At 67.6% G+C, this 22998-nt stretch carries 24 protein-coding genes and 1 tRNA gene; 11 read left to right on the top strand and 14 right to left on the bottom strand.

The annotated features are described in order from the left end of the window. Positions 1-9: 9 nt before the first annotated feature. Positions 10-1728, top strand: a complete 1719-nt coding sequence (locus N1032_RS03095) for a sensor histidine kinase (RefSeq protein WP_259537370.1) — start codon at positions 10-12, stop codon at positions 1726-1728. Between the two features lie 415 nt (positions 1729-2143). Here N1032_RS03095 and groL read toward each other — a convergent pair whose 3' ends face one another. The 6 genes from groL to N1032_RS03065 form a co-directional block, all read right to left on the bottom strand. After that, positions 2144-3763: a chaperonin GroEL gene (gene groL, locus N1032_RS03090; RefSeq protein ID WP_259537369.1), complete on the bottom strand. Its 1620-nt coding sequence runs from the start codon at positions 3761-3763 to the stop codon at positions 2144-2146. A gap of 111 nt (positions 3764-3874) precedes the next feature. Then, the gene (locus N1032_RS03085) at positions 3875-4939 is read right to left on the bottom strand and encodes a DUF3048 domain-containing protein (RefSeq protein WP_259537368.1); all 1065 of its coding nucleotides are present in this window, start codon (positions 4937-4939) and stop codon (positions 3875-3877) included. Positions 4940-5032: 93 nt separating this feature from the next. After that, positions 5033-5236, bottom strand: a complete 204-nt coding sequence (locus tag N1032_RS03080; protein ID WP_259537366.1) for a cold-shock protein — start codon at positions 5234-5236, stop codon at positions 5033-5035. Positions 5237-5431: 195 nt separating this feature from the next. Next, entirely contained in the window at positions 5432-6004 is a 573-nt protein-coding gene (locus tag N1032_RS03075) for a LytR C-terminal domain-containing protein (protein ID WP_259537364.1), read from the bottom strand. Between the two features lie 16 nt (positions 6005-6020). Next, the gene (locus N1032_RS03070; RefSeq protein WP_259537363.1) at positions 6021-6323 is read right to left on the bottom strand and encodes a DUF3263 domain-containing protein; all 303 of its coding nucleotides are present in this window, start codon (positions 6321-6323) and stop codon (positions 6021-6023) included. A gap of 64 nt (positions 6324-6387) precedes the next feature. After that, positions 6388-6861: a GNAT family N-acetyltransferase gene (locus N1032_RS03065; RefSeq protein ID WP_259537362.1), complete on the bottom strand. Its 474-nt coding sequence runs from the start codon at positions 6859-6861 to the stop codon at positions 6388-6390. Positions 6862-6916: 55 nt separating this feature from the next. Between N1032_RS03065 and msrB the strand changes: the two genes are divergently transcribed. From msrB to N1032_RS03035, 6 genes are all read left to right on the top strand, one after another. Further along, entirely contained in the window at positions 6917-7318 is a 402-nt protein-coding gene (gene msrB, locus N1032_RS03060; protein ID WP_259537361.1) for a peptide-methionine (R)-S-oxide reductase MsrB, read from the top strand. A gap of 2 nt (positions 7319-7320) precedes the next feature. After that, on the top strand, positions 7321-7872 hold the full coding sequence (locus N1032_RS03055; protein ID WP_259537360.1) for a nitroreductase family protein: 552 nt from the start codon (positions 7321-7323) through the stop codon (positions 7870-7872). A 123-nt stretch (positions 7873-7995) separates the two neighbouring features. Beyond that, on the top strand, positions 7996-9177 hold the full coding sequence (locus N1032_RS03050; RefSeq protein WP_259537966.1) for an MFS transporter: 1182 nt from the start codon (positions 7996-7998) through the stop codon (positions 9175-9177). 69 nt (positions 9178-9246) lie between these two features. Further along, positions 9247-9693 carry a GNAT family N-acetyltransferase gene (locus tag N1032_RS03045; RefSeq protein ID WP_259537359.1) on the top strand — a complete coding sequence of 149 codons (447 nt, stop codon included), beginning with the start codon at positions 9247-9249 and terminating at the stop codon, positions 9691-9693. Positions 9694-10062: 369 nt separating this feature from the next. After that, a complete protein-coding gene (locus N1032_RS03040) occupies positions 10063-10710 on the top strand; it encodes a hypothetical protein (RefSeq protein ID WP_259537358.1) in 648 nt (215 codons plus the stop codon). A 135-nt stretch (positions 10711-10845) separates the two neighbouring features. Then, positions 10846-11259 carry a tyrosine-type recombinase/integrase gene (locus N1032_RS03035; RefSeq protein ID WP_259537356.1) on the top strand — a complete coding sequence of 138 codons (414 nt, stop codon included), beginning with the start codon at positions 10846-10848 and terminating at the stop codon, positions 11257-11259. 40 nt (positions 11260-11299) lie between these two features. Here the strand turns inward: N1032_RS03035 and N1032_RS03030 are convergent. Both N1032_RS03030 and N1032_RS03025 read right to left on the bottom strand, forming a co-directional pair. Beyond that, positions 11300-11375: transfer RNA gene (locus N1032_RS03030), tRNA-Thr, on the bottom strand. 57 nt (positions 11376-11432) lie between these two features. After that, positions 11433-12344: a DsbA family protein gene (locus tag N1032_RS03025; protein ID WP_259537355.1), complete on the bottom strand. Its 912-nt coding sequence runs from the start codon at positions 12342-12344 to the stop codon at positions 11433-11435. A 186-nt stretch (positions 12345-12530) separates the two neighbouring features. Between N1032_RS03025 and N1032_RS03020 the strand changes: the two genes are divergently transcribed. The 3 genes from N1032_RS03020 to N1032_RS03010 all read left to right on the top strand — a co-directional run bounded on the left by N1032_RS03020 (position 12531) and on the right by N1032_RS03010 (position 16097). After that, positions 12531-13631 (top strand): ABC transporter ATP-binding protein, encoded by a 1101-nt coding sequence (locus N1032_RS03020; RefSeq protein ID WP_259537354.1) that lies wholly within the window; start codon positions 12531-12533, stop codon positions 13629-13631. A 99-nt stretch (positions 13632-13730) separates the two neighbouring features. Next, entirely contained in the window at positions 13731-15032 is a 1302-nt protein-coding gene (locus N1032_RS03015) for a DUF4032 domain-containing protein (protein WP_259537353.1), read from the top strand. Positions 15033-15065: 33 nt separating this feature from the next. Further along, positions 15066-16097 carry a methionine synthase gene (locus N1032_RS03010; RefSeq protein WP_259537352.1) on the top strand — a complete coding sequence of 344 codons (1032 nt, stop codon included), beginning with the start codon at positions 15066-15068 and terminating at the stop codon, positions 16095-16097. A gap of 11 nt (positions 16098-16108) precedes the next feature. Here N1032_RS03010 and rlmB read toward each other — a convergent pair whose 3' ends face one another. From rlmB to N1032_RS02990, 4 genes are all read right to left on the bottom strand, one after another. Further along, complete coding sequence (gene rlmB, locus N1032_RS03005; protein ID WP_259537351.1) at positions 16109-17164, bottom strand: 23S rRNA (guanosine(2251)-2'-O)-methyltransferase RlmB; 1056 nt, start codon at positions 17162-17164, stop codon at positions 16109-16111. Continuing rightward, positions 17157-18575 carry a cysteine--tRNA ligase gene (cysS, locus tag N1032_RS03000; protein WP_259537350.1) on the bottom strand — a complete coding sequence of 473 codons (1419 nt, stop codon included), beginning with the start codon at positions 18573-18575 and terminating at the stop codon, positions 17157-17159. The genes rlmB and cysS overlap by 8 nt, the downstream gene beginning before the upstream one ends. A 61-nt stretch (positions 18576-18636) precedes the next feature. Then, a complete protein-coding gene (gene ispD, locus N1032_RS02995) occupies positions 18637-19827 on the bottom strand; it encodes a 2-C-methyl-D-erythritol 4-phosphate cytidylyltransferase (protein ID WP_259537348.1) in 1191 nt (396 codons plus the stop codon). A 22-nt stretch (positions 19828-19849) separates the two neighbouring features. Then, a complete protein-coding gene (locus N1032_RS02990) occupies positions 19850-20332 on the bottom strand; it encodes a CarD family transcriptional regulator (RefSeq protein ID WP_066040922.1) in 483 nt (160 codons plus the stop codon). Positions 20333-20458: 126 nt separating this feature from the next. On the opposite strand from N1032_RS02990, the gene N1032_RS02985 reads away from it, so the two are divergent. Continuing rightward, a complete protein-coding gene (locus tag N1032_RS02985; RefSeq protein ID WP_259537347.1) occupies positions 20459-21037 on the top strand; it encodes a hypothetical protein in 579 nt (192 codons plus the stop codon). A gap of 47 nt (positions 21038-21084) precedes the next feature. On the opposite strand, the gene N1032_RS02980 is transcribed toward N1032_RS02985, so the two are convergent. Continuing rightward, on the bottom strand, positions 21085-21765 hold the full coding sequence (locus N1032_RS02980) for a response regulator transcription factor (protein ID WP_259537346.1): 681 nt from the start codon (positions 21763-21765) through the stop codon (positions 21085-21087). After that, positions 21762-22838, bottom strand: a complete 1077-nt coding sequence (locus N1032_RS02975) for a sensor histidine kinase (RefSeq protein WP_310795911.1) — start codon at positions 22836-22838, stop codon at positions 21762-21764. Before N1032_RS02975 ends, N1032_RS02980 begins: the two co-directional genes overlap by 4 nt. Between the last annotated feature and the right edge of the window lie 160 nt (positions 22839-22998).

The following is a 22998-nucleotide window of genomic DNA, read 5'->3' as shown; positions in this document are numbered from 1 at the left end:
TCTCTCCTGATGCACAACGCGATCCTGAAGCAGTGGAACGCCATCTCCCTGCGCACCAAGATCACCGGCGTCACGGTCTTGATGCTCACCTTCGGCCTCGTCGTGTCGGGAGTCGGCACGATGATCGTGCTGCGCACCTATCTGCTGCAACAGGTCGACAGCCAGCTCGACACCGCGGCCAAAGACCCGTCGCCGTTCCTCGGCCCGGATGCCTCGCCCGATTCGTTCCGCATCGAAGACATCACCTCGGCCCCGAGTGACTTCTTCGTGGGCCTGCTCGACGCGTCGGGCAACCTGATCGTGAGCAACTGGGGCGACCGCCCCGAGGGTTCGATGCCCGAGGCGCAGATCTCGCTCGACACGTCGAACCTGCTCGAGGGCAAGGTCTTCAACGTCGAGTCGGGCGACCAGCGCACGCAGTGGCACGCGGTCGCGACCACCGTCTATCTGTTCGGGGGCGACGGCTCGCTCGGCAACGTGGTCATCGCCAAGTCGTTGGCCGAGACCGAGAAGACCACCGCCACCTATCTGTCGATCTTCCTCGCCTTCGGCGTGGGTGTCGTCATCCTGGGCGCCATGCTCACCCGTCTGCTCGTGACGTCCACCTTCGGGCCGCTGCGAGAGGTCGAGCGCACGGCGGCCGCGATCGCCGACGGCGGCGACTTCAGCCGGCGCATGTCCGACACCACGCCCAACACCGAGGTCGGGCGACTCAATCGCTCGCTCAACACCATGCTGTCGCGCATCGACAGCGCTTTCGCCGACCGGGCCCGCACCATCGACCAGATGCGACGGTTCGTGGGCGATGCGTCGCACGAACTCCGCACACCGCTCGTGTCGGTGCGCGGCTACGCCGAGCTCTACCGCATGGGGGCCCTGCAGACCCCCGAAGACGTCGCCCAGGCCATGGACCGCATCGAGAAAGAAGCGATCCGCATGGGCACGCTGGTCGAAGACCTGCTCGAGCTCGCGCGCCTCGACGAGACCCGCCCGCTGCAGCTCGCCCCGGTCGATCTCGTGCCCCTCACCATGGACGCCGCGCTCGACGCCCGCGCCGCCAGTCCCGGCCGCATCGTGTCGGTCATCACCCCCGAGGGCCCGTCGTCGGTCTTCGGCCCCGGCGTCGACAGCGGCGACCCGACCGACGAGAATCCGGATGCCGCCGACCCGGCGTCACCGCCCACCAACGCCACCCGCCCCATCGCCTTCGCGAACGCCACTCTGGCTCGCCTGCGCCGGCGCCCCAGGCCGACTCCGGTGCCGGTCGTTCCCGGCGTGCCAGCCGCCGAGCCCGCGCCGGTCGCGGCGCCCGTGGTCGAGACGCGCCCGATCGTGCTGGCCGAGGAGAACAAGATCCGGCAGGTGCTCACGAACCTCATCGGCAACGCTCTGCGCTTCACCGACGCCGACAGCCCGATCGAGCTCGCGGTGCAGGTCGACGACGAGCGCCGAGTGGCCATGGTCGACGTGATCGACCACGGCGAGGGCATCCCGCCGCAGATCCGCGAGAAGATCTTCCAGCGGTTCTGGCGCGCCGACTCCTCGCGCACGCGCGAGACCGGCGGCAGCGGCCTGGGGCTCGCGATCGTGTCGTCGATCATCGCCGCCCACCACGGCACCGTGCAGGCCCTCGAGACGCCTGGCGGCGGTGCGACCTTCCGCATCACGCTGCCGCTCATCCCCGCCGGCGCGCCCCCCACCCCGCCGCCCACGAAGATCCTCAAGTAGCGGCAGCGGTGCGGGCCCCCTCCCGCCCCGCCGACAAGTCCCATTCCGCTACAAAAGCCACCCACAAACACCGAAAAGTGACTTCTCGGCGAAATGCGCGAGAGCGGGCCACGCGCGCGGCGCAGCCGGCGCGGCGGGCGCCAGCGCCCGCCCCTGCCCGTGCCCGCGCCCGTCGGCGCCCTCCCGCACACACTCCCGCTCGCGGTCCCGCAGCCGAGAAGTCACAAATCGCTGCAGAAACCACCCACAGACACCGAGAAGTGACTTCTCGGCGAAGGGAGCGCCTGCAGCAGCCGCCGAGAAGTCACAATCCGCTGCAGAAACCACCCCCAAGCACCGAGAAGTGACTTCTCGGCGAAGGGGTTAAACGACAAATGGGCGGCCCCGAAGGGACCGCCCATTTGTCGTTCGGTGACTAGAAGTCCATGCCACCCGTGGGGTCGCCGGCCGGAACCGGGTTGCGCTCGGGCTTGTCGGCGACGACGACCTCGGTGGTGAGGAAGAGGCCCGCGATCGAGGCTGCGTTCTGCAGCGCCGAGCGGGTGACCTTGGCCGGGTCGATGATGCCGGCGGCGATCAGGTCGACGTATTCGCCGGTCGCGGCGTTGAGGCCCCAACCGTAGGCGAGGTCGCGCACCTTGGCGGCGACGACACCGGGCTCGAGACCGGCGTTGAAGGCGATCTGCTTCAGCGGAGCCTCGATGGCCACCTTGACGATGTTCGCGCCGGTCGCCTCGTCGCCCTCGAGCGTGAGGTTCTCGAACGCGGTCTTGCCGGCCTGGATGAGAGCGACGCCACCACCGGCGACGATGCCCTCTTCGACGGCGGCCTTCGCGTTGCGAACGGCGTCTTCGATGCGGTGCTTGCGCTCCTTGAGCTCGACCTCGGTGGCAGCGCCGGCCTTGATGACCGCCACACCACCGGCGAGCTTCGCGAGGCGCTCCTGGAGCTTCTCGCGGTCGTAGTCGCTGTCGGTGTTCTCGATCTCGGAACGGATCTGAGCGACGCGGCCGGCGATGGCTTCGGGGTCTCCGGCGCCTTCGACGATCGTGGTCTCATCCTTGGTGATGACGACCTTGCGGGCCTGGCCGAGCAGGTCGAGGGTGACGTTCTCGAGCTTGAGGCCGACCTCCTCGGAGATGACCTGGCCACCCGTGAGGATCGCGATGTCCTGCAGCTGCGCCTTGCGGCGGTCGCCGAAACCGGGAGCCTTGACGGCGACCGACTTGAAGATGCCGCGGATCTTGTTCACGACGAGCGTGGCCAGAGCCTCGCCATCGACGTCTTCCGCGATGATGAGCAGCTGCTTGCCGGTCTGGATGACCTTGTCGACGATCGGCAGCAGGTCTTTGATGTTCGAGACCTTCGAGTTGACGATCAGGATGTAGGGGTCTTCGAAGACCGCTTCCTGGCGCTCGGGGTCGGTGACGAAGTAGGCCGACAGGTAACCCTTGTCGAAGCGCATGCCCTCGGTGAGCTCGAGCTCGGTGCCGAACGTGTTCGACTCCTCGACCGTGACGACGCCCTCTTTGCCAACCTTGTCGATGGCCTCGGCGATGATGGCGCCGATCTCGGGGTCGGCGGCGGAGATCGACGCGGTCGCGGCGATCTCTTCCTTGGTCTCGATCTCTTTGGCGTTCTTGATCAGCTCGGCCGAGACAGCCGCGACGGCCTTCTCGATGCCCTTCTTGAGGCTGATCGGGTCGGCGCCGGCGGCCACGTTGCGGAGGCCTTCCTTCACGAGCGCCTGAGCGAGAACGGTGGCCGTGGTGGTTCCGTCGCCGGCCACGTCATCGGTCTTCTTAGCGACCTCTTTGACGAGCTCGGCACCGATCTTCTCGTAGGGGTCGTCGAGCTCGATCTCCTTGGCGATGGAGACGCCGTCGTTCGTGATGGTGGGGGCGCCCCACTTCTTCTCGAGCACGACGTTGCGGCCGCGCGGGCCAAGCGTCACCTTGACGGCGTCAGCGAGGATGTTCAGGCCACGCTCGAGGCCACGACGGGCCTCTTCATCGAAAGCAATGATCTTTGCCATGTGTGTTTCTCGTCCTCCCTGGACGTATTTCAAAGATTCAGTGGATTAGCACTCAGACTTCACGAGTGCTAAAGCAATACTGGCACTCGGGATGCCCGAGTGCAAGTGAGATCACGCCGCGCCGGGCGTGACGGTGACACTGCCGCCGTCGTTCGGAACGAGTTCGACCCAGGTGTTGCCGGGGGCCAGGCGCACGGTGGCGCCGAGGTCGTCGACCAGCCGGATCGGCGAGGTCGCGGCATCCTTCGTCCACGTCGCGTGAACCGTCTTTCCGCCGGTCGAGACCCAGGCCTCGCCGCTCGCGACGAGCATCGCCATGGGCACCTCGGCGTCGTAGGGGTACTGCTCGTCGACCCGCAGGGTGACGACGTTGGTCGCGGAGAGCTGGCCGCCCTGGGCGTCGAGGTCGGGCGTGCCCTCCTGCAGACGGAGGAATTTCGCGGAGGGCGCATCCCAGATCCAGCTCGGGTAGCGCTCGTCGGAGAAGACGAGGGAGAGGGAGGAGGTCGGCGTGCCGGAGACGGCCGCGGTCGACGACGCGGTGTCGACCGAGTAGGCGAACTGCTGTGCCGGCGCGGCGAGGTCGAGGTGCTGGCTGACGAGCTCCTGCGCTTTCACGACGACGTCGTGGGGGCTGTCGCGCCCATCGATGCGGTAGAAGGTCGACTCGGTGTCGCTCTGACCATGGATGGCGCTGTAGACCGGTGCCGCGCGCATCATGTCGACGAACTGCTCCTGGCCGCCCGAGAACGCGACGATGCCGCCGAACGACGAGAGGATGTCGGGATCCATGGGCCGGATCGACCGCACCGGCCCGATCAGGTCGGGGATGTCGGACTGCCAGATGGCGACGTAGCGTGTCAGGCCGCCCTCGACGAGCTCCTCGAACACGATGTCGGTGCGCTCGAGCCCGATCTGCGGGCGCGCGTCTTCGTGGTTGTCGATCTTGGCCGCGAGCGACGGACTCGTCAGCGAGCCCTCCGGCACGAGGTCGCCCCGCAGCGGGGCCGGCACGGTGGGGGCGGGAGTCTGGTAGTCAGAGGTGCCGGCGGCCGTCGGCGTGACCGCCGTCGGCGCGGCGGCCGGTTGCGTCGTGCAGCCCGAGAGGGCGATGACCGACGCGACGACCGCTGTCCCGAGCACGATGCGCTCGGCACCCCTTCGTCGGCTGGTCACGCCCCACAGGATAACGCTGCGCGCCGCGCCGCGTGGCGCCCGACACGAGGCGCTGCCGGTGCTGCCGGTGCCGCCGCCTGCGCCCCGGAACGCTCAGGCAAGTCGAACGGACTCGGCCTGCGGCCCCTTTGCTCCGGTGCCGACCTCGAACACGACCTGCTGGCCCTCTTCGAGCACCTTGTAGCCGGCCATGTCGATCGCGGAGTAATGGACGAAGACGTCCTGTCCGCCCCCCTCGACAGTGATGAAGCCGTAGCCTTTTTCAGCGTTGAACCACTTCACGGTTCCGTTCGCCATTGTTACTCCCAAGTGCAGTGTTTCTGTAGAAGTGACACAGTTGCCACGACCATTTCCAGATACTAATCGCAGAAAAACGGCGCACAACGGCTCGAATGGAGATTTCGCCAGATCGTGACCGCAACTCAACACGAATGAAACACGCGCGAAATATTGCGGTCGAGAAAGCCCTTTCGAGGGCGTTTCGCGGGGGTCTCAGCCCAGCGGCTCTTCGAGCCCGGGGCCGGCATAGTCGGTGCCGAGCACCACGGTGAGAGCAGCGCCGGGAAAGCTCGTCGAGAGTTCGGTGGCGGCGGTGCCGAGCGCCTGCGCGAGGCCCAGGGCGGCGCCCTCGTTGGCCGGGTCTTCGTAGTAGACGGTCGTGGTGGCGAAGTCGGTCGAGCTGGCGTTGGCCATCGTGCCGACGTTCCAGCCGGCGTCGATCGCGGCCTGGCCCACCCGGCCGGCCAGCCCCACGTTCTCGGTGCCGTTCAGCACGGTCACCGAGAGGGTGCCGTCGGTCACCGGCGTGACCACCGGCGTCGGCGTCGGGGTCTCGGATGGCGCGGCCGAACTGGTGCCGCCACCGCCGAACGCGTCGTCGAACTGGTTGTTGTCGTTGATCACCGTGAGGTAGGTCACCCCGGCACCGACGAGCAGAGCCGTGGCGAGCGCCGCCCAGGCGAGCACGATCCACCCGCGTCCGCGCGGTCGCGGGCCCCGGTGGGCGCCCACGCGGTCGCGATGGGCGGGCAGGTGGTCGAAGGTGTCCTCGGGAAAACGGGCCATGGGTCTTGATCAGGTCCTAGTCGTCGCGCGACAGCAGTCGAGCAGAACGCGCGGCCAACCGCGCATCCCGCACCCGCTGAAGCCTCTTGATGAGCATCGGATCGTGCGCGAGAGCAGACGGGGAGTCGATCAGCGCACCGAGAAGTTGATAGTAGCGGGCCGACGAGAGCCCGAATTCCTTGCGGATGGCTTGCTCCTTGGCGCCGGCGTGCTTCCACCAGCTGCGTTCGAAGCGCAGGATGCGCGCGTCACGCTCGCCGAGGGGCGCGATCGACGGAGCGGTCGACGAGGGGACGGCCGATTCCTCTGCGGCAGCCATGCATCCGCTCCTCTCCTGCAGATCGCCCCGGCGGGCGTTTTTCGTCATCATATGGGCGGTCGCCTCAATGAGACCCGATAGCCACGGCGGGCCGGTACATCGACACGTGGCTGATGCCGGCTTCGTCGTAGGGCTCGCCGAACGCCTCGAACCCGAAGCGGGCATAGAGCGGCGCTATGTAGGTCTGGGCGTGTAACAGCATCGCCTCGTCGCCGAACTGCTCGATCACCGACGTCAGCAGCCGCTGGGCGAGTCCGCGGCCGCGGTGCTGCGGATGCACGACCACCCGGCCGATGACGCGTCGGGCGTCTTCGTGCTCGGGGTGGGCATCCGTCAGCACCCTCAGGCAGGCGATCACGTCACGGCCCTCGGCTAACCAGAGGTGCAGCGTCTCCGGCTCGGCGTCTCGCCAGTCGAGCTCGGATTCGTCGACCTTCTGCTCCACGAAGAAGACGTCGGTGCGCAGCTTCAGCAGACCGTAGAGCTCGTCGGTGGTGAGCTCGCTCCAGCGCTTCTGAACAGGGGAATCGGCAGACACCGTCCAGAGTTTACTGGGATGATTGTCAACTGATCCTGAGAACCGAGGAGACCCGATGACCTACCGAGTGGACAAGTCCGACGACCAGTGGCGCGAAGAACTCTCGAGTGACGAGTTCGCCGTGCTGCGGCAGGCCGCGACCGAGCGGCCGTGGACGGGCGAGTTGCTCGACGAGAACCGCGAGGGCGTCTACAGCTGCAAGGCGTGCGGCGCCGAGCTGTTCCGCAGCACCACGAAGTTCGACTCCCACTGCGGGTGGCCGAGCTTCTACGACCCGTCGGGCTCCGACGCCGTCGAGCTCATCGAAGACCGCTCGCTCGGCATGGTGCGCACCGAGGTGCGCTGCGCCACCTGCGGCTCGCACCTCGGGCACCTGTTCGACGACGCGCCGCAGACGCCCACCGGCGACCGCTACTGCATGAACTCCGTGTCGCTCTCGTTCGAAGCGGCCGAGTAGGCGTGCCCGGCGTCAAAGAGGCCATGCTGCGCCGGCGTTCGTCGTCGAAGGTGACGGATGCCGCCCCGAACCACGCCGAGGTGGCCGCCTACGTGGAAACGGCCGGCCAGCTCGCCGACCACAGCGGTCTGCGCCCGTGGCGCGTGATCGAGATCCGCGGCGACGCGCGCAACACGCTGGGCGACGCGCTCGCCAAGGCCGACGGGGCGAAGGGCAAAGACGCCGAGAAGTTCCGCGGCAAGGCGCACCGGGCACCGCTCGTGCTCGCGATCGTCGCGTCGTTCAAGCCCAGCCACAAGGTGCCGCACTGGGAGCAGGAGGCCGTGGCGGCAGGCGTCGCCCACGGGCTCACGCTGCTGCTCGACGACGAGGGCTGGGGTGTGTTCTGGCGCAGCGGCGAGCTGACGCGCACCGATGCCGTGCGCTCGGCCCACGAACTCGGAAAGTACGAGGAGCTGCTCGGCTGGCTCTATGTCGGCGGCCTGCCCGCCGGAGGCAAGCGCGATCGGCCGAAGGGGCGCATCCGGGTCGGGGACCACCTGTCGGTGCTCTAGCATTAAGGCACTGTGACGGAACTGGATCTCGCTCCAGTCAACGAAGACTCACCCCTCGCCTCTCCGCAAGACACGGATGCCGGCCCCTCCGGCGTTTCCGGCGTCAGCCCGCTCCGCCAGTGGCTGGCCATCGTGGCCCTCGCTCTGGGCGGGTTCGGCATCGGCGTGACCGAGTTCGTCACGATGGGTCTGCTGCCGAACATCGCGCAAGACCTGCTGCCCGCGCAGTACGCCGCCGATCCCTCGGCCGCGAACGCCTCGGCCGGCTACCTGGTGTCGGCCTATGCGCTCGGCGTGGTGATCGGGGCTCCCACGATCGCGGCCCTCGCAGCACGCTGGCCGCGCAAGCGGTTGCTGATCGCCCTCGTGGCGGTGTTCGTGGTGGGCAACCTGCTGTCGGCCGTGCTGCCGTCGTTCGGGCTCGTGCTGGCAGCCCGCTTCTTCAGTGCGCTGCCGCACGGTGCCTACTTCGGCATCGCCTCGCTGGTCGCGGCCTCGCTGATGGGCCCCGACAAGCGGGCCCGCGGGGTGGCGTTCGTGCTCGGCGGCCTCACCATCGCCAATGTCGTGGGAGTGCCGTTCGGCACCTATCTCGGCCAGACGTTCGGCTGGCGCAGCGCCTACCTGCTGGTGGCGGTCATCTTCGCCCTCACGCTCGTGGCCATCGTCGTGGCGGTGCCGTTCCGGCCCGGTGACCCCACGGCGACCATGCGCAACGAGCTCAGCGCGTTCACCCGCCTGCAGGTCTGGCTCACCCTGGCCCTCGGCTCGATCGGCTTCGGCGGGGTGTTCGCCGTGTACACCTACGTCGCCCCCGTGGTCACCGACGTGACCGGCCTGGGGGAAGGGTTCGTGCCCTGGGTGCTCGTGGTGTTCGGCATCGGCATGACCATCGGCAACTTCGTGAGCGGCTGGCTCACCGACCGCTCGGTGAAGCGCTCACTGATCATCAACATCGTGGGGCTCGGGCTCTCGGTGCTCGCGTTCGGCCTCACGGCGCAGACCGAGGTCGGGCTCGTGGTGTCGGTGTTCTTCGTAGGCGCGTTCGCGGGGTCGTGCTCGCCGGCCATCCAGACCCGACTGATGGATGTCTCGCACAACGCCCAGTCGATCGCCGCGGCCCTCAACCACTCGTCGCTCAACATCGGCAACAGCCTCGGCGCCTTCCTCGGCGGAATCGTCATCGCCGCCGGCTTCGGCTACCTCTCCCCCGCCTTCGTCGGCGTGGGCCTCGCGGCGCTGGGCTTCGTGGTGCTGTCGATCTCGTTCGCCATCGACCGCCGCCGCCGCGCCCAAACCCGCTGACGGACCGACCCGCTGACCGGCTGATCGCGGTTGACCAGCCGGTTGAGGCCGGGGCCGTAGGGTGTGCGCATGACCGTGCGCCCCGCGACCCTCGACGACCTGCCCGAACTGGCGGCCTTGTTCGACGCTTATCGCGTCTTCTACGGCCTTGCCGGCGATCAGCCCGCGGCCGAGGCCTACCTCGACGAGCGGATGCGCCGAGCCGACTCGATCGTGCTCGTCGCGCCGGCGGCATCCGGCGGTCTCGACGGGTTCACGCAGCTCTACCCGTCGTTCTGCTCGCTCGAGCTCGCGCCGATCTTCGTGCTCTACGACCTCTTCGTGCGACCCGAGGCACGCGGTGGCGGGGTCGCGCGATCGTTGCTCGAAGCCGCCCGCCGGCTCGGCGTAGACGCGGGCGCGGCCCGTCTCGAGCTCTCGACCGCCCGCACCAACACAACGGCTCAGCGCCTCTACGAGTCGCTCGGCTGGCAACCCGACGAGGAGTACCTGCACTACGAACTGCCGCTGCGCTGAGTGGCTGCCGCGCAGGGCGGCGGATGAGGGCCGGCCACGGGACTCGAACCCCACGACGCATCGCGTCGTGCGTCACTCAAGGCGACCATGCTGCCGCGCAGGGCGGCGAGTGGGGCCGGCCACGGGACTCGAACCCGTAACCCCCGCTTGCTCTCAGCAGTATTCATGGGTGGTCAAGCTACATCACTTTAAGTCTGCGGATCCCCGTATTCAAAGGGAACGGAAGCAGCTCACATTCACGCTTGGTCATTCACCGTTGATCTACAGTTGGACCTGATCATGACCAGATCATGACCAGAGAATCTTCGACTCGGTACGACTCGAGCGCGGTGCGGGATTGATCTCGCAAGCTTCGCTACGATCGCCCCCATGAGGCGCATTCCCCTGTCCGTCGTCTTTGTCGCCTGCGCATTCTTGCTGAGCCTTACGATTCTGGCTTTCGTAGGAATTCGCACCAGCTCAGATTGGAGCACGTTCGTTCCAGACCTAATCACGGGAGTCGTGGGGGCAGGGGCGATTGCCTCGCTAATTGCTTGGGTGCAACACTCGTCGGATGTGCGCCGCGCTCGATCAGACCGAGTGACCGCAGCTTATGAACGACTGTTGGAAGCTATAGCCGAACTTCGTAAGACTGACCTTTCGCCGTCGAATGAGATCTCGGCCCTTAATACCCTCGGAACGAGGATGATCCAGTTCACAGAAGTTGTCTCGACTCGCGATGACGAACTATCTGGGTGGCTTGAGGCGGAACGACAGCTTGGACTCTTCTACGCGCAGCAAGGAACGAATTCGCTGCAGGCTGCTGGTCAAGTGTCCGTAGACACGCATCTAGATCTCATTGCGCCATATCTGAGATGGACGGCCGAATTGGGGAATAACGTTCGATTTTGGCGAACCGGAAAACTTAGTGCCGCTGAGATGTCCGAACAGGCTAAAAAAATCGAATCGAAGCTGCGTCGTGAGAATGCGTGGCGCGAGGATGCCTTGCCGTGGCGTCAGAAATTAGCAGACCCCTGAAAGCCGGCGGGAGCATCGTCCCCCACTCGAGCGATTCCATGAGCTTCACAGGGTGCCGGACACAACTGTGAGTGCCTCCTCAGGGGTGACTCCATCCCGCGAGCACATGACGCGTCTGACTCTCTAGCCGGCAGCATGCCGCTCGTTGGGTTCCTCGTGGATGAGATCAAACCCCTCATCGACGGCCACAAAGGCACTGACTATGTTTTCCGCACAGTGTCGGGTGATGCTATTCACGACCACAACTGGCGGACCCTGGTGTGGACAAAGGCGGTCGCGGGGGCCGGCCTTGACGAGCTGGGGATAACGCCGCACAAACTGCGTCACACCGCCGCGAGTATGGCAATTGCCGCTGGCGCAGACGTGAAGCTAGTGCAGCGCATGCTCGGTCACAAAGATGCCACAGAGACCCTGAATACATACGGTCATCTGTGGCCGGATCGGCTAGATGAAGTCACGACCGCGCTGGAAAAGGCCCGGTCGAAGGCACTAAGCAAGAGCAAGAAGAATGCTCATGATGAGCAAATCATGACAACGGACGTTACCTGAGTCGAAAGTGACCTGCAGAACGGCGGAAAGAGGCGGAAGATGGGGCCGGCCACGGGACTCGAACCCGTAACCCCCGCTTTACAAGAGCGGTGCGCTACCAATTGCGCCAGGCCGGCTGGTGGGACACCTCATTCTAGCCATGGCCGAACGAGCGCCCAGGTCGACGCGGCGGGTCAGCCCGCCGGGGTGGGCGTGGGTGTCGGGGTGGCGGTCGAGTAGGCCTCGCCCGCGACCTGCACCACGAAGCTCGAGAACGCGTCGGCGTCGTCGAGCGCACCCGAGTACTTCTGGCCGTTCACGAGCACGGTGGGCGTTCCGGTGACGGCGGCCTCGTCGGAGTTCGGCAGCGGCCCCTTGAGAGCGCGCGAGGTCGCGTCTTCGAGCCAGCTCCAGAAGGTCTTGTCGTCGATGCACGCGTCGATGTCGTCGGTCGCCGTGGCGCCCGCCTGGCTCACGAGGTCTTTGAGGGTGTCGTTGTCGAGGCCCTCGGTGCTCTCGGCCGGCTGGTTCGAGAAGAGCAACCCGTTGAAGGCCCAGAACTGGTCGGGCGAGTAGTTCGCCACGCATGCAGCGGCGTTGCCCGCACGGGTCGAGTACTTCGTGCCGAGCGACGAGCGGTCGAGGATGGTGAGCGGATGGATCTCGACGGTGGCCGCACCGGACTGCACGAGCTCGCCGATCTGCTCGTTGTTAGTGGCCTCGAACTGGCCGCAGAACGGGCAGAGGTAGTCGACGTACATGCGGATGTCGATGACTCCGGATGCGGGGTCGTTGACGGTCGGCACCGGGTCTTCACCGGCGGCGAGCGCGGGCGTCGGCACGGCCTTGAAGTCTTGACCGATCTGGATTCCGTCGCTGGCCATGTTGAGCGGGCCGGGACCGGCGGGCTTCAGGGTGGAGGTGATGACGAGGGTGATGCCGACGATGATGGCGATCACCACGACGCTCAGCGAGCCGATCAGGATGACCCGGTTGCGGATGTCCTTCTTGCGCTGCTCTTCACGCAGCTGCTTCGCCTTCTCGCGCGCCGCCTCGCGTCGCTGATTCTTCGTCAGACGCGAGTCGTCGGATCCGCCAGTGGTCATGCGTGAATGCTCCGTGGGCTCTGAGAATGGGACACAACTTCTCAATGATAGTAGGAACCGATTCTGAGAGATCCCCGGTCCGGGCTCGTGCCATAATTGCCCCTGGGTCTTCGACGAAGCAGGCCCTTGTTAATCCATCACAACGGATCGTCCGGCACGTACCTGCCGGTGAAGGAGAAATGAATCATGGCATCAGTCACGTATGACAAGGCGTCCCGAATCTATCCGGGATCGACGCGTGCATCCGTCGACAAGCTCGACCTCGAGATCGCCGACGGCGAGTTCCTCGTGCTGGTCGGGCCCTCCGGCTGTGGCAAGTCCACGTCGCTGCGCATGCTCGCCGGCCTCGAAGAGGTCAACGAGGGCCGCATCCTGATCGGCGACCGTGACGTCACCGACATCCCGCCGAAAGACCGCGACATCGCGATGGTCTTTCAGAACTACGCCCTCTACCCGCACATGACCGTCGCCGAGAACATGGGCTTCGCGCTCAAGATCGCGGGCGTCGGCAAAGACGAGCGCGCCACCCGCGTGCTCGAGGCCGCGAAGCTGCTCGACCTCGAGCCCTACCTCAGCCGCAAGCCGAAGGCGCTCTCCGGTGGTCAGCGTCAGCGCGTGGCCATGGGCCGCGCCATCGTGCGTCAGCCCCAGGTGTTCCTCATGGACGAGCCGCTGTCGAACCTCGACGCGAAGCTCCGCGTGCAGACCCGCACTCAGATTGCTAGCCTGCAGCGCCGTCTCGGTGTCACGACGGTCTACGTCACCCACGACCAGACCGAGGCGCTCACCATGGGCGACCGCATCGCCGTGCTGAAAGACGGACTGCTGCAGCAGGTCGGCACCCCCCGCGACCTCTACGAGAAGCCCAACAACGTGTTCGTCGCCGGCTTCATCGGCTCGCCCGCGATGAACCTCTTCCACGCCGACCTCGCCGACACCGGCGTCAAGTTCGGCACCTCGATCGTGCCGGTCGACCGCGAGACCCTCGCGAGCACCACCGGCACGAGTGCCACCATCGGCGTGCGGCCCGAAGACATCATCCTCTCGGCCGTTCCCGGCGAGGGCCTCGAGGTGACGGTCGACCTGATCGAGGAGCTCGGCGCCGACGGCTACCTCTACGGCCACTCCGAGATCGACGGCAAGCGCACCGACATCGTCACCCGCGTCGACGGCCGCTCGCACCCGTTCGTCGGCGACAAGGTCTACCTCACGGCGGCACCGAACCACGTGCACCTGTTCGACCTCGAGTCGGGCGAGCGCCTCGGCAACAAGGCGGTCGTCAGCTAGTCTGCCCGCCCTGACCGTTCTAGACTCTGCCGTGGCCCTCGAAAGCCACGGCAGAGTCGTTTCACCCGACGATCGCCCCGATCAGCACCTGGACGAACCATGAGCGCCTCCCTCAACATCACCTCGGCCACCGTCGACCCCGGGCTCCTCGATCTGCCGTGGAACCTGCCGCTCGACGAGTGGCCCGACAAGTACATCGCTGCCCTGCCGAAGGGCATCTCGCGGCACCTCGTGCGCTTCGCGCACCTGTCGGGGCACGTCATCGCCATCAAGGAGACCACCGACGAGATGGCGAAGCGCGAGTACGACATGCTGCGCACGCTGCAGCGGCTCGACGTGCCGTGCGTCGATCCGCTCGCCGTGGTGACGAACCGCGCCGACGACGAGGGCGATCCGCTCAACTCCGCGCTCGTCACCCGGCACCTCAAGTTCTCGCTGCCCTACCGCGCCCTGTTCTCGCAGACCCTCCGCCCCGACACCGCCACCCGCCTCGTCGACGCCCTCGCGGTGCTGCTCGTGCGCCTGCACGTGATCGGCTTCTTCTGGGGCGACGTCTCGCTGTCGAACACGCTGTTCCGTCGCGACGCGGGCGCGTTCGCCGCCTACCTCGTCGACGCCGAGACCGGTCAGCTGTATGAGGGCGGCCTGTCGAACGGCCAGCGCGAGAACGACCTCGAGATCGCGCGCGTCAACATCGCCGGCGAACTGATGGATCTCGAGGCCGGCGGCCGGGTCGACGAAGAACTCGACCCGATCACCCTCTCGAACGGCATCGTCGCGGCCTACCGCTCGCTCTGGAAGGAGCTCACCGGCTCCGAGTCGTTCAGCTCGTCGGAGCGCTGGCGCATCAACGAGCGCGTCGACCGCCTCAACGACCTCGGATTCGACATCGAGGAGCTCGCCATCAAGACCACCGAGGGCGGCACGACCGTGCGCATCCAGCCGAAGGTGGTGGATGCCGGCCACCATCAGCGCCGTCTGCTGCGGCTCACCGGGCTCGACGCGCAGGAGAACCAGGCCCGGCGTCTGCTCAACGACCTCGACTCCTACTCGGCGAAATACGGCCGCAAGGACGACGATGACGAAATGGTGGCCCACGAGTGGCTCGCCCGGGTGTTCGAGCCCGTCATCCGGGCCATCCCACGCGACCTCAAGGGCAAGCTCGAACCGGCCGAGGTGTTCCACCAGCTGCTCGAGCACCGCTGGTTCATGAGCCAGGAGCAGTCGCGCGACGTGCCGCTGGCTGAGGCCGTGACCTCCTATGTCGACAACGTGCTGCGCCACCGCCGCGACGAGGCCACGGTGGTCGGCCCGCCGACCGAGGCGATCACGCTGCCCGTCGCGGTGCAGGGCGAGCCCGCGCCCGAGACCTCGGCGATCGATTGGCGTCTGAACGTCTGAGCCCCGCAGGCCACCCGGATCTAGAGTGGCTCCATGCTCTTCCCTACGTCTCTGGTCGGCAGTTCACCGCAGCCCGAATGGCTGATCGATCGCGCGAAGCTCGCCGGCCGCTTTCCTCCGCGGGTGCGAGCCGCCGAGCTGTGGCGCATCCCCGCCGAGCACCTCGACGAGGCTCTCGATGACGCCACCGCTCTCGCGATCGCCGAGCAGCAGGCCGCCGGGCTCGACATCCTGACCGACGGCGAGATCCGGCGCGAGAGCTACTCCAACCGCTTCGCCACGGCGCTCGACGGCGTCGACATCGACAACCCGGGCAGCGCGCTCGACCGCAGCGGGCATCCGAACCCGGTGCCGCGCGTGGTCGGCCCGATCCGGCGCAACCGCCCGGTGGAGGTCGCGGATGCGCGTTTTCTGCTGGCGCGCACAACGGGCACCGGCGCCACCACGAAGATCACCCTGCCGGGCCCGTTCACCATGTCGCAGCAGGCGCAGAACGACTACTACCCCGACCAGGCCGAACTGGCGATGGCCTACGCCGACGCCGTGCACGACGAGATGCTCGACCTGTTCGACGCCGGCATCGACATCGTGCAGATCGACGAGCCCTACATGGAGGCGCGCTCGGCCGCCGCGCGCGACTACGGGCTCGAGGCACTGAACCGCGCCCTCGAGGGCGTGACCGGAACGACCGCGGTGCACATCTGCTTCGGCTACGCGGCCATCATCCACGACCGGCCCGCCGGCTACTCGTTCCTGCCCGAGCTGTTCGGCTGCACCTGCGACCAGATCTCGATCGAGACGGCGCAGTCGAACCTCGACGTGTCGGTGCTCGCGGGCCTGGGCGACAAGAAGGTCATCCTCGGCGTGATCGACCTCTCCGACCCGGAGGTCGAGAGTGCCGAGACGGTCGCCGCCCGCATCCGACGGGCGCTCGAGTTCGTGCGACCCGACCAGATCGTGGTGGCGCCCGACTGCGGCATGAAGTACCTGCCGCGCGAGAGTGCCGCGGGCAAGATGCGCGCGATGGTCGCCGGTGCCGCGCTGGTCAGGCGCGAGGTCGGCTGACCCGACGCGCGCTACTTGCCCTTGGTGGCGCGCTGCCGCGCGATCTCGTAGAGCGTGACGCTCGCCGCGATGCCGGCGTTGAGCGACTCGGTGCCCGATGAGATGGGAATGGACACGATGGCGTCGCAGGTCTCGGTGACCAGGCGCGACAGGCCCTTGCCCTCGTTGCCCACGACGACCACGATCGGTCCGCTCGCGAAGTCGAGCCCGGGCAGCGAGACGTCGCCGTCGCCGTCGAGGCCGACCACGAACACGCCCGCGGCCTTGAACGCCTTGAGCGTCTGGGTCAGGTTGGAGGCCATCGCCACGGGGGTGCGTGCAGCGGCGCCCGCCGAGGTCTTCCACGCCGACGCCGTGACGCCGACCGATCGCCGCTGCGGCACGATCACGCCCTGCCCGCCGAAAGCGGCGGTGGAGCGGATGATCGCCCCGAGGTTGCGCGGGTCGGTGATGCCGTCGAGCGCCACGAAGAGCGGCGTCTGGCCGCGGCGCTGCACCTGGTCGAGCAGCGTCTCGGGGTGGGCGTATTCGTAGGGCGGCACCTTGAGGGCGAGGCCCTGGTGCACCGAGTCGTGCCCCGACAGGCGGTCGAGCTCGGGGCGCATGACCTCCATCACCGGGATGCCGCGCTTGTTCGCGAGCGACAGCGCCTCTTTCACGCGCTCGTCGACCTCCACGCGGAACGCCACGTAGAGGGCCGTCGCCGGGATGTGCGCGCGCAGCGCCTCGACCACCGAGTTGCGGCCGGTCACCATCTCGCTGTCGTCGGCCTTCTTCACCCGACGCGCCGGCGCGGGCCGGCTGCCGCCGTACTGCTGCGCATCCTGAGCCCGCTCGTTCGACGACCGCGCGCCCGGGCGAGCCTTGCCGCCAGCCGCCGCGTAGCGCTCTCGCGCCGCCTTGACCTTTCCGGCGGGGTGGTAGGGCCGGTCTTCGGCCTTGGGCGTGGGCTTCTTGCCCTCGAGCGCCTGACGGCCCTGGCCTCCCGACCCGACCGCCTTGCTGCCCTTGGTGCCCTTGCGAACGGCGCCGGCCCTCGAGGGGCGGCCTGTTGATGATTTAGCCATCGAGACTCCAGTGCGCGCCACTCGGCGTGTCTTCAATCGAAATTCCGGCTTGTCCGAGTTCATCCCGGATGCGGTCCGCGGTGGTGAAGTCGCGGGTCTTGCGTGCCGTCTCCCGATCGGAGACGAGTCGTTCCACCAGCGTAGCGAGTGCGCGCTCGGCGACACCGTCTTCGCCGGATGCCCATTCGGGCGAGAGGGGGTTGATGCCGAGCACCTCGGTCATGGCGAGCACCTGACCGAGCAGGGCTGCGGTCTCGGCGAAGTCCTCATCGTCGAGCGCGGCGTTGCCGCGACGCACGGTCTCGTGGATGACCGCGACGGCCTGGGGCACGCTCAGGTCGTCGTCCATCGCCTCGCGGAACTCGTCGGGGATGACGAGCTCGGCCGTGCCGGCGAACCGGGTGTCGGCGAGCCGGCGTTCGGCACGGTCGAGAAAGCCCTCGATGCGCGCGACGGCGGCCTCGGCCTCTTCGAGTGCGCCTTCGTGGTATTCCAGGGTCGACCGGTAGTGCGCGGCGCCGAGGTAGTAGCGCAGCACGACCGGTTTCGCCGACGCGATGAGCTCTGAGGCGAAGATCGAGTTGCCGAGCGACTTCGACATCTTCTGCCCGGTCACGGCGACCAGGCCGTTGTGCAGCCAATAGTTGGCGAAGGCGTCACCCGCGGCCCGCGATTGCGCGAGTTCGTTCTCGTGGTGCGGAAAACGCAGGTCTAGCCCGCCGCCGTGGATGTCGAACTGGGTGCCGAGATACTTCGTCGACATGGCCGAGCACTCGATGTGCCATCCGGGTCGCCCGGCGCCCCACGGGCTCGACCAGGCCGCCGTGAGCGGCTCGCCCTCTTTGTGGCCTTTCCACAGGGCGAAGTCGCGCACGTCTTTCTTGCCCCGGGAGTCGGAGTCGGCGGCCGGCGCCATGTCGTCGAGCTTCTGGTGGGTGAGCTCGCCGTAGTCGGGCCAGCTCGCGGTGTCGAAGTAGACGTCGCCGGTGCCGTCGTCGGTGGCGTAAGCGTGACCGCCCTCGATCAGGCGGGTGATGATGGCCTGCATCTCGGGGATGCTCGCGGTGGCGCGGGGCTCGTAGGTGGGCGGCAGCACGCCGATCGCGTTGTAGGCCGCGGTGAACTCGAGCTCGACGCGGTAGGCCAGGGCCCACCACTCCTCGGTGCTGCCTTCGGCGTTCAGCAGGATCTTGTCGTCGATGTCGGTGACGTTGCGCACATAGGTGACGGTGAACCCGCAGTAGGAGAGCCAGCGCCGCAACTGGTCGTAGGCGAGCGCCGACCGCAAGTGCCCGATGTGCGGCGACGACTGCACGGTCGGACCGCACACGTAGATGCCGACGTGCCCGGGAACCAGGGGCACGAAATCCACCAACGCGCGGTCTTTCGAATCGAACAGTCTCAAAGTCACTGCGCTAGTTTACCGGGGGCGCCGTGCTGCGCGCGGCGTCCCCGGGTCGCGCCGTGCCAGGTCAGGCGGTGATGGTGAGGGTGACGAGGGCTGTGGCGATGGCGGTGAGGCCCTCGCCACGGCCGGCGAAGCCGAGGCCGTCGGTGGTGGTGGCCGAGACGCTCACCGGGGCGCCGAGGAGGGCGCTGAGCAGGGCGTCGGCCTCGGCCTTGCGGGGTGCGAAGCGGGGGCGGTTGCCGACGAGCTGCACCGAGACGTTGCCGACGGTGAACCCGGCCGCGGCGAGGATGTCGCGGGTGCGGCGCAGGAAGACGTCGCCGTGGGCGCCGGCGAGCTCGGGGGCGGACGTGCCGAAGCGGCTGCCCAGGTCGCCGAGCCCGGCGGCGCCGAGCAGGGCGTCGCAGATGGCGTGCGCCACCACGTCGCCGTCGCTGTGACCGGCGAGCCCCGCTTCGCCCGGCCAGTGCAGGCCCGCCAGCCAGAGCTCGGCGTCGACGTCGAAGGCGTGGGCGTCGACGCCGAGGCCGGTGCGGATGCTGGTCTGGTTCATGCCCTGTCTCCGAAGGAGGTCGTCGGCGCGCTCGAGGTCGTCGGCGGTGGTGATCTTGAAGGCCCGGGCGTCGCCCGGCACCACGGCGACCGGATGCCCGGCCTCACGCACGAGGGCCGCGTCGTCGGTGAAGTCGCCGGCCGCCCGGGCGTAGGCCTCCACGATGTGTGCGCGAGGAAAGCCCTGCGGCGTCTGCACGGCCACGAGCGTCGACCGGTCGACCGTCGCCTGCACCACCCCGTCGTCTCCGACGGACTTGATGGTGTCGGTCACCGGCAGACCGGGGATGGCGCCGTTGCCGCTCGAGCGCACCGTCGAGACCACCCGGTCGAACACCGCCGACGGCGTGAATGCGCGCGCCGCGTCGTGCACGAGCACGATCCCGGTGCCCTCCGGCAGCACGGCGATGCCGGCCGCGACCGACTTCTGCCGCGTGTCGCCGCCCGGCACCACGATCACGGGCGCGCCCCCGGCAGCGGCGAGCGCAGCCCGGGCGTCGGCCACGAGCGCGTCCGGAACCACGACCACGACGGTCGCCGTCTCGGACATTCCCGAAACGGCATCCATCGATCGCTCGAGGATACTCCGGCCCGCGATCTCGACGAAGGCCTTGGGGCGCGCGCGGCCGAGCCGGGTTCCGGAGCCGGCCGCGACGACGATCACGGCGACCGCCGGAACGGTCTCACCGTGGTGGGACTCCACGTGCTGTGCGCCGAGGCGCGGGTTAGGAGGCCAGCACTTCGTCGAGAACCAGCGAGGCCTTCTCCTCGTCGGTCTTCTCGGCGAGCGCCAGTTCGGAGATGAGAATCTGGCGGGCCTTCGCGAGCATGCGCTTCTCGCCGGCCGACAGACCACGATCTTGGTCGCGGCGCCACAGGTCGCGAACGACCTCGCTCACCTTGATGACGTCGCCCGACGCGAGCTTCTCGAGGTTGGCCTTGTAGCGGCGCGACCAGTTCGTGGGCTCTTCGGTGAACGGCGCACGCAGCACCTCGAACACCTTGTCGAGACCCTCACGGCCGATGACATCGCGAACGCCGACCAGGTCGACGTTGTCGGCGGGCACCTCGATCGTCAGGTCGCCCTGCGTCACACGGAGTTTGAGGTAGATCTTCTCTTCGCCTTTGATGACCCGGGTCTTCACCTCGGAGATCGTTGCGGCTCCGTGGTGGGGGTAAACGACAGTTTCGCCAACCTCAAAAAGCATGAATGGATGTCCTTCCGTGACCTCTAGGATACCACAGGGGCTATGTGGTAAGGGTGTCCTTACCCGCCCTCCGCAGCCCGCTCGTTGTAGGCTGAACTCAAAGCGTTTACGACTCTGGAGGGTCTTGTGAGAGCTCGGTTGGCGGCATCCGTTCTGGTGGGTGCCCTCGTCGCATTCGGCACTGCCGGGTGCGCGTTCATCACGCCCCAGGCCACCACCGAGATCGTCGAGACCTCCGACGGCGTGAACGCCGACCTCGGCGACGTCTCGGTGCGCAACGCCACCCTCATCAGCGAAGACGGCGCCACCGCGAGCCTGCTCGTGTCGTTCGTGAACCGCAGCGTGTCGACCAAGCAGGTGCTCGTGCAATACGAAGACGCCTCGAGCGGCGAACGGGTCACGGAGAAGGTGTTCGTCGACGGCAACGGCGCCATCACGAGCTTCGGCGGCGCCGACTCCGAGCAGATCGTGCTCACCAACGTGTCGCAGCCCGGCAGCCTGTTCCCGCTCTACTTCCAGTACGGCGGCGAAGAGGGCAAGCAGGTCATGGTGCCCGTGCTCAACACCTCGCTGCCCGAGTACTCCGACCTGGCGCCGACACCGGTGCCGAGCGCCACCCCGTTCGCGACGCCGACCCCCACGCCCGACGTCTCCGTTCCGGCCCCAGCTCCCACCGCCTCGGCCGAACCCGCGCCCTCGGAGTGACGCCTGCCCGGCGCCCCTGAGGGCGGTCCGGCCCGCGCGACCCGGGCTCAGCCCTCGAAGCGGTAGCCGAGCCCGCGCACGGTCACGAGCAGAGTCGGCTCCGACGGCACGGTCTCGATCTTCGACCGGATGCGCTTGATGTGCACGTCGAGGGTCTTGGTGTCGCCGAAGTAGTCCGATCCCCACACCCGGTCGATCAGCTGACCGCGGGTCAGCACCCGGCCGGCGTTGCGCAGCAGCAGCTCGAGCAACTCGAATTCCTTCAGCGGCATGGCCACCTCCTTGCCGCCCACGGCGACGGTGTGGCGCTCGACGTCCATCGACACCGGTCCGGCCTTGAGCAGCGGCTCGGCCGCGTCGAGCACCTCGAGCTGACGCCGCATCACGGCCCGGATGCGCGCGAGCAGTTCACGGGTGGAGTAGGGCTTCGTGACGTAGTCGTCGGCGCCGAGCTCGAGCCCCACCACGATGTCGATCTCGGAGTCCTTGGCCGTCAGCATGATGATCGGAACCGAGGAGCGGGTGCGGATCTCGCGGCACACCTCGGTGCCCGGGATGCCGGGGATCATGAGGTCGAGCAGGATGATGTCGACGCCGCCGCGGTCGAACTCGCTGATCGCGCTGGGGCCGTCGGGGGCCACGGTCACGCCGTAGCCTTCGCGCCGAAGCAGATAGCTGAGCGGCTCGCTCAGCGCGGCTTCGTCTTCGACCAGCAGGATGTGGGTCATCGTTTGTCTCCTTGAGCGGCTGCTTTGGCCTTGACGGCCTCCGGCAGCCTGATGGTGAACGTGGAACCTTGTCCGACCTGCGACCAGGCACGGATGTCGCCACCGTGGTTCTGCACGACGTGCTTCACGATGCTGAGCCCGAGCCCGGTGCCGCCCGTGTTGCGGGAACGCGCCTGGTCGACACGGAAGAACCGCTCGAACACGCGCGGCAGGTCTTCTTCGGGGATGCCGATGCCCTGGTCGGTCACGACGAGCTCCACGACGCCTTCGTCGTGGTGCACGCCGATGCCGATGCGGGAACCGTCGGGCGAGTACTGCAGGGCGTTCGAGATCAGGTTGTTGAGCGCCAGGGTGAGCAGCGCCTCGTCGCCCATGACGGCCACGTGCTTGGCGCCGCCGACGGCCAGCGTCATGCGTCGCGCATCCGCCACCACGTGATTCTGGTCGACGGCCGAGGCGACGATCTCGTCGAGGTCGATGCGCTTCGCCGAGGCGAGGATGTCGGTGGCCTGCAACCGCGACAGCTCGATGATCTCGCGGGTGATCTGCGACAGCCGGATGGCCTCGGTGCCCATCTGCTTCGCGAACCGGCGCACCTGATCGGGGTCGTCGCTCGCGGGCTCGAGCGCCTCGGCCAGGAGCGAGATGGCGCCGATCGGGGTCTTCAGTTCGTGGCTGATGTTCGCGATGAAGTCCCGACGGGTCTCTTCGAGGCGGTAGGCGTCGGTGCGGTCTTCGGCGAGCACGAGCACGTAGCGGCTGCCGAGACGGGCCACCTGCACGTCGAGGTGGATGCTCGCCTCACCGAACGGGCCGCGCGCGAGGGTGATCTCCTCGTTGATCGACTCTCCGGCGCTGCGCACCTGGGCGACCAGGTCGAGCAGTTCGTCGTGCACCAGCAGCTGATTGACGACGAGCCCGTAGTTGTAGGCCATCTCCGACGCCTTCACCACGTTGTTGGAGGGGTCGAGCACGAGGCCGGCGAAGTCGAGAGCGTCGATGACCTGCTCGACTCCGTCGGGAACCGCCGTCGAGCCCACGGTGACCGCGTTGTTTCCCCGCCGTTCAGCCATGTGAAGGAGGACGACGAAACCTGCTCCGACGGTGAGGCCGAGTGCCACAGACAACAGCACCAACCAGCCTGTTTCCATAGCAACTACACTAGTGAGTCCACTGGGGCGTCAGGCCGCCGTTGGCGCCGCACGGCCTTCGCTTCCACGAGTGTTCAGCTTC

Origin of the sequence: Herbiconiux daphne, assembly GCF_024979295.1 — a bacterium.
Classification (GTDB): Bacteria; Actinomycetota; Actinomycetes; order Actinomycetales; family Microbacteriaceae; genus Herbiconiux; species Herbiconiux daphnes.
The sequence above is the reverse complement of the archived record's forward strand: the minus strand, read 5'-3'. Positions and strand labels throughout refer to the sequence as shown.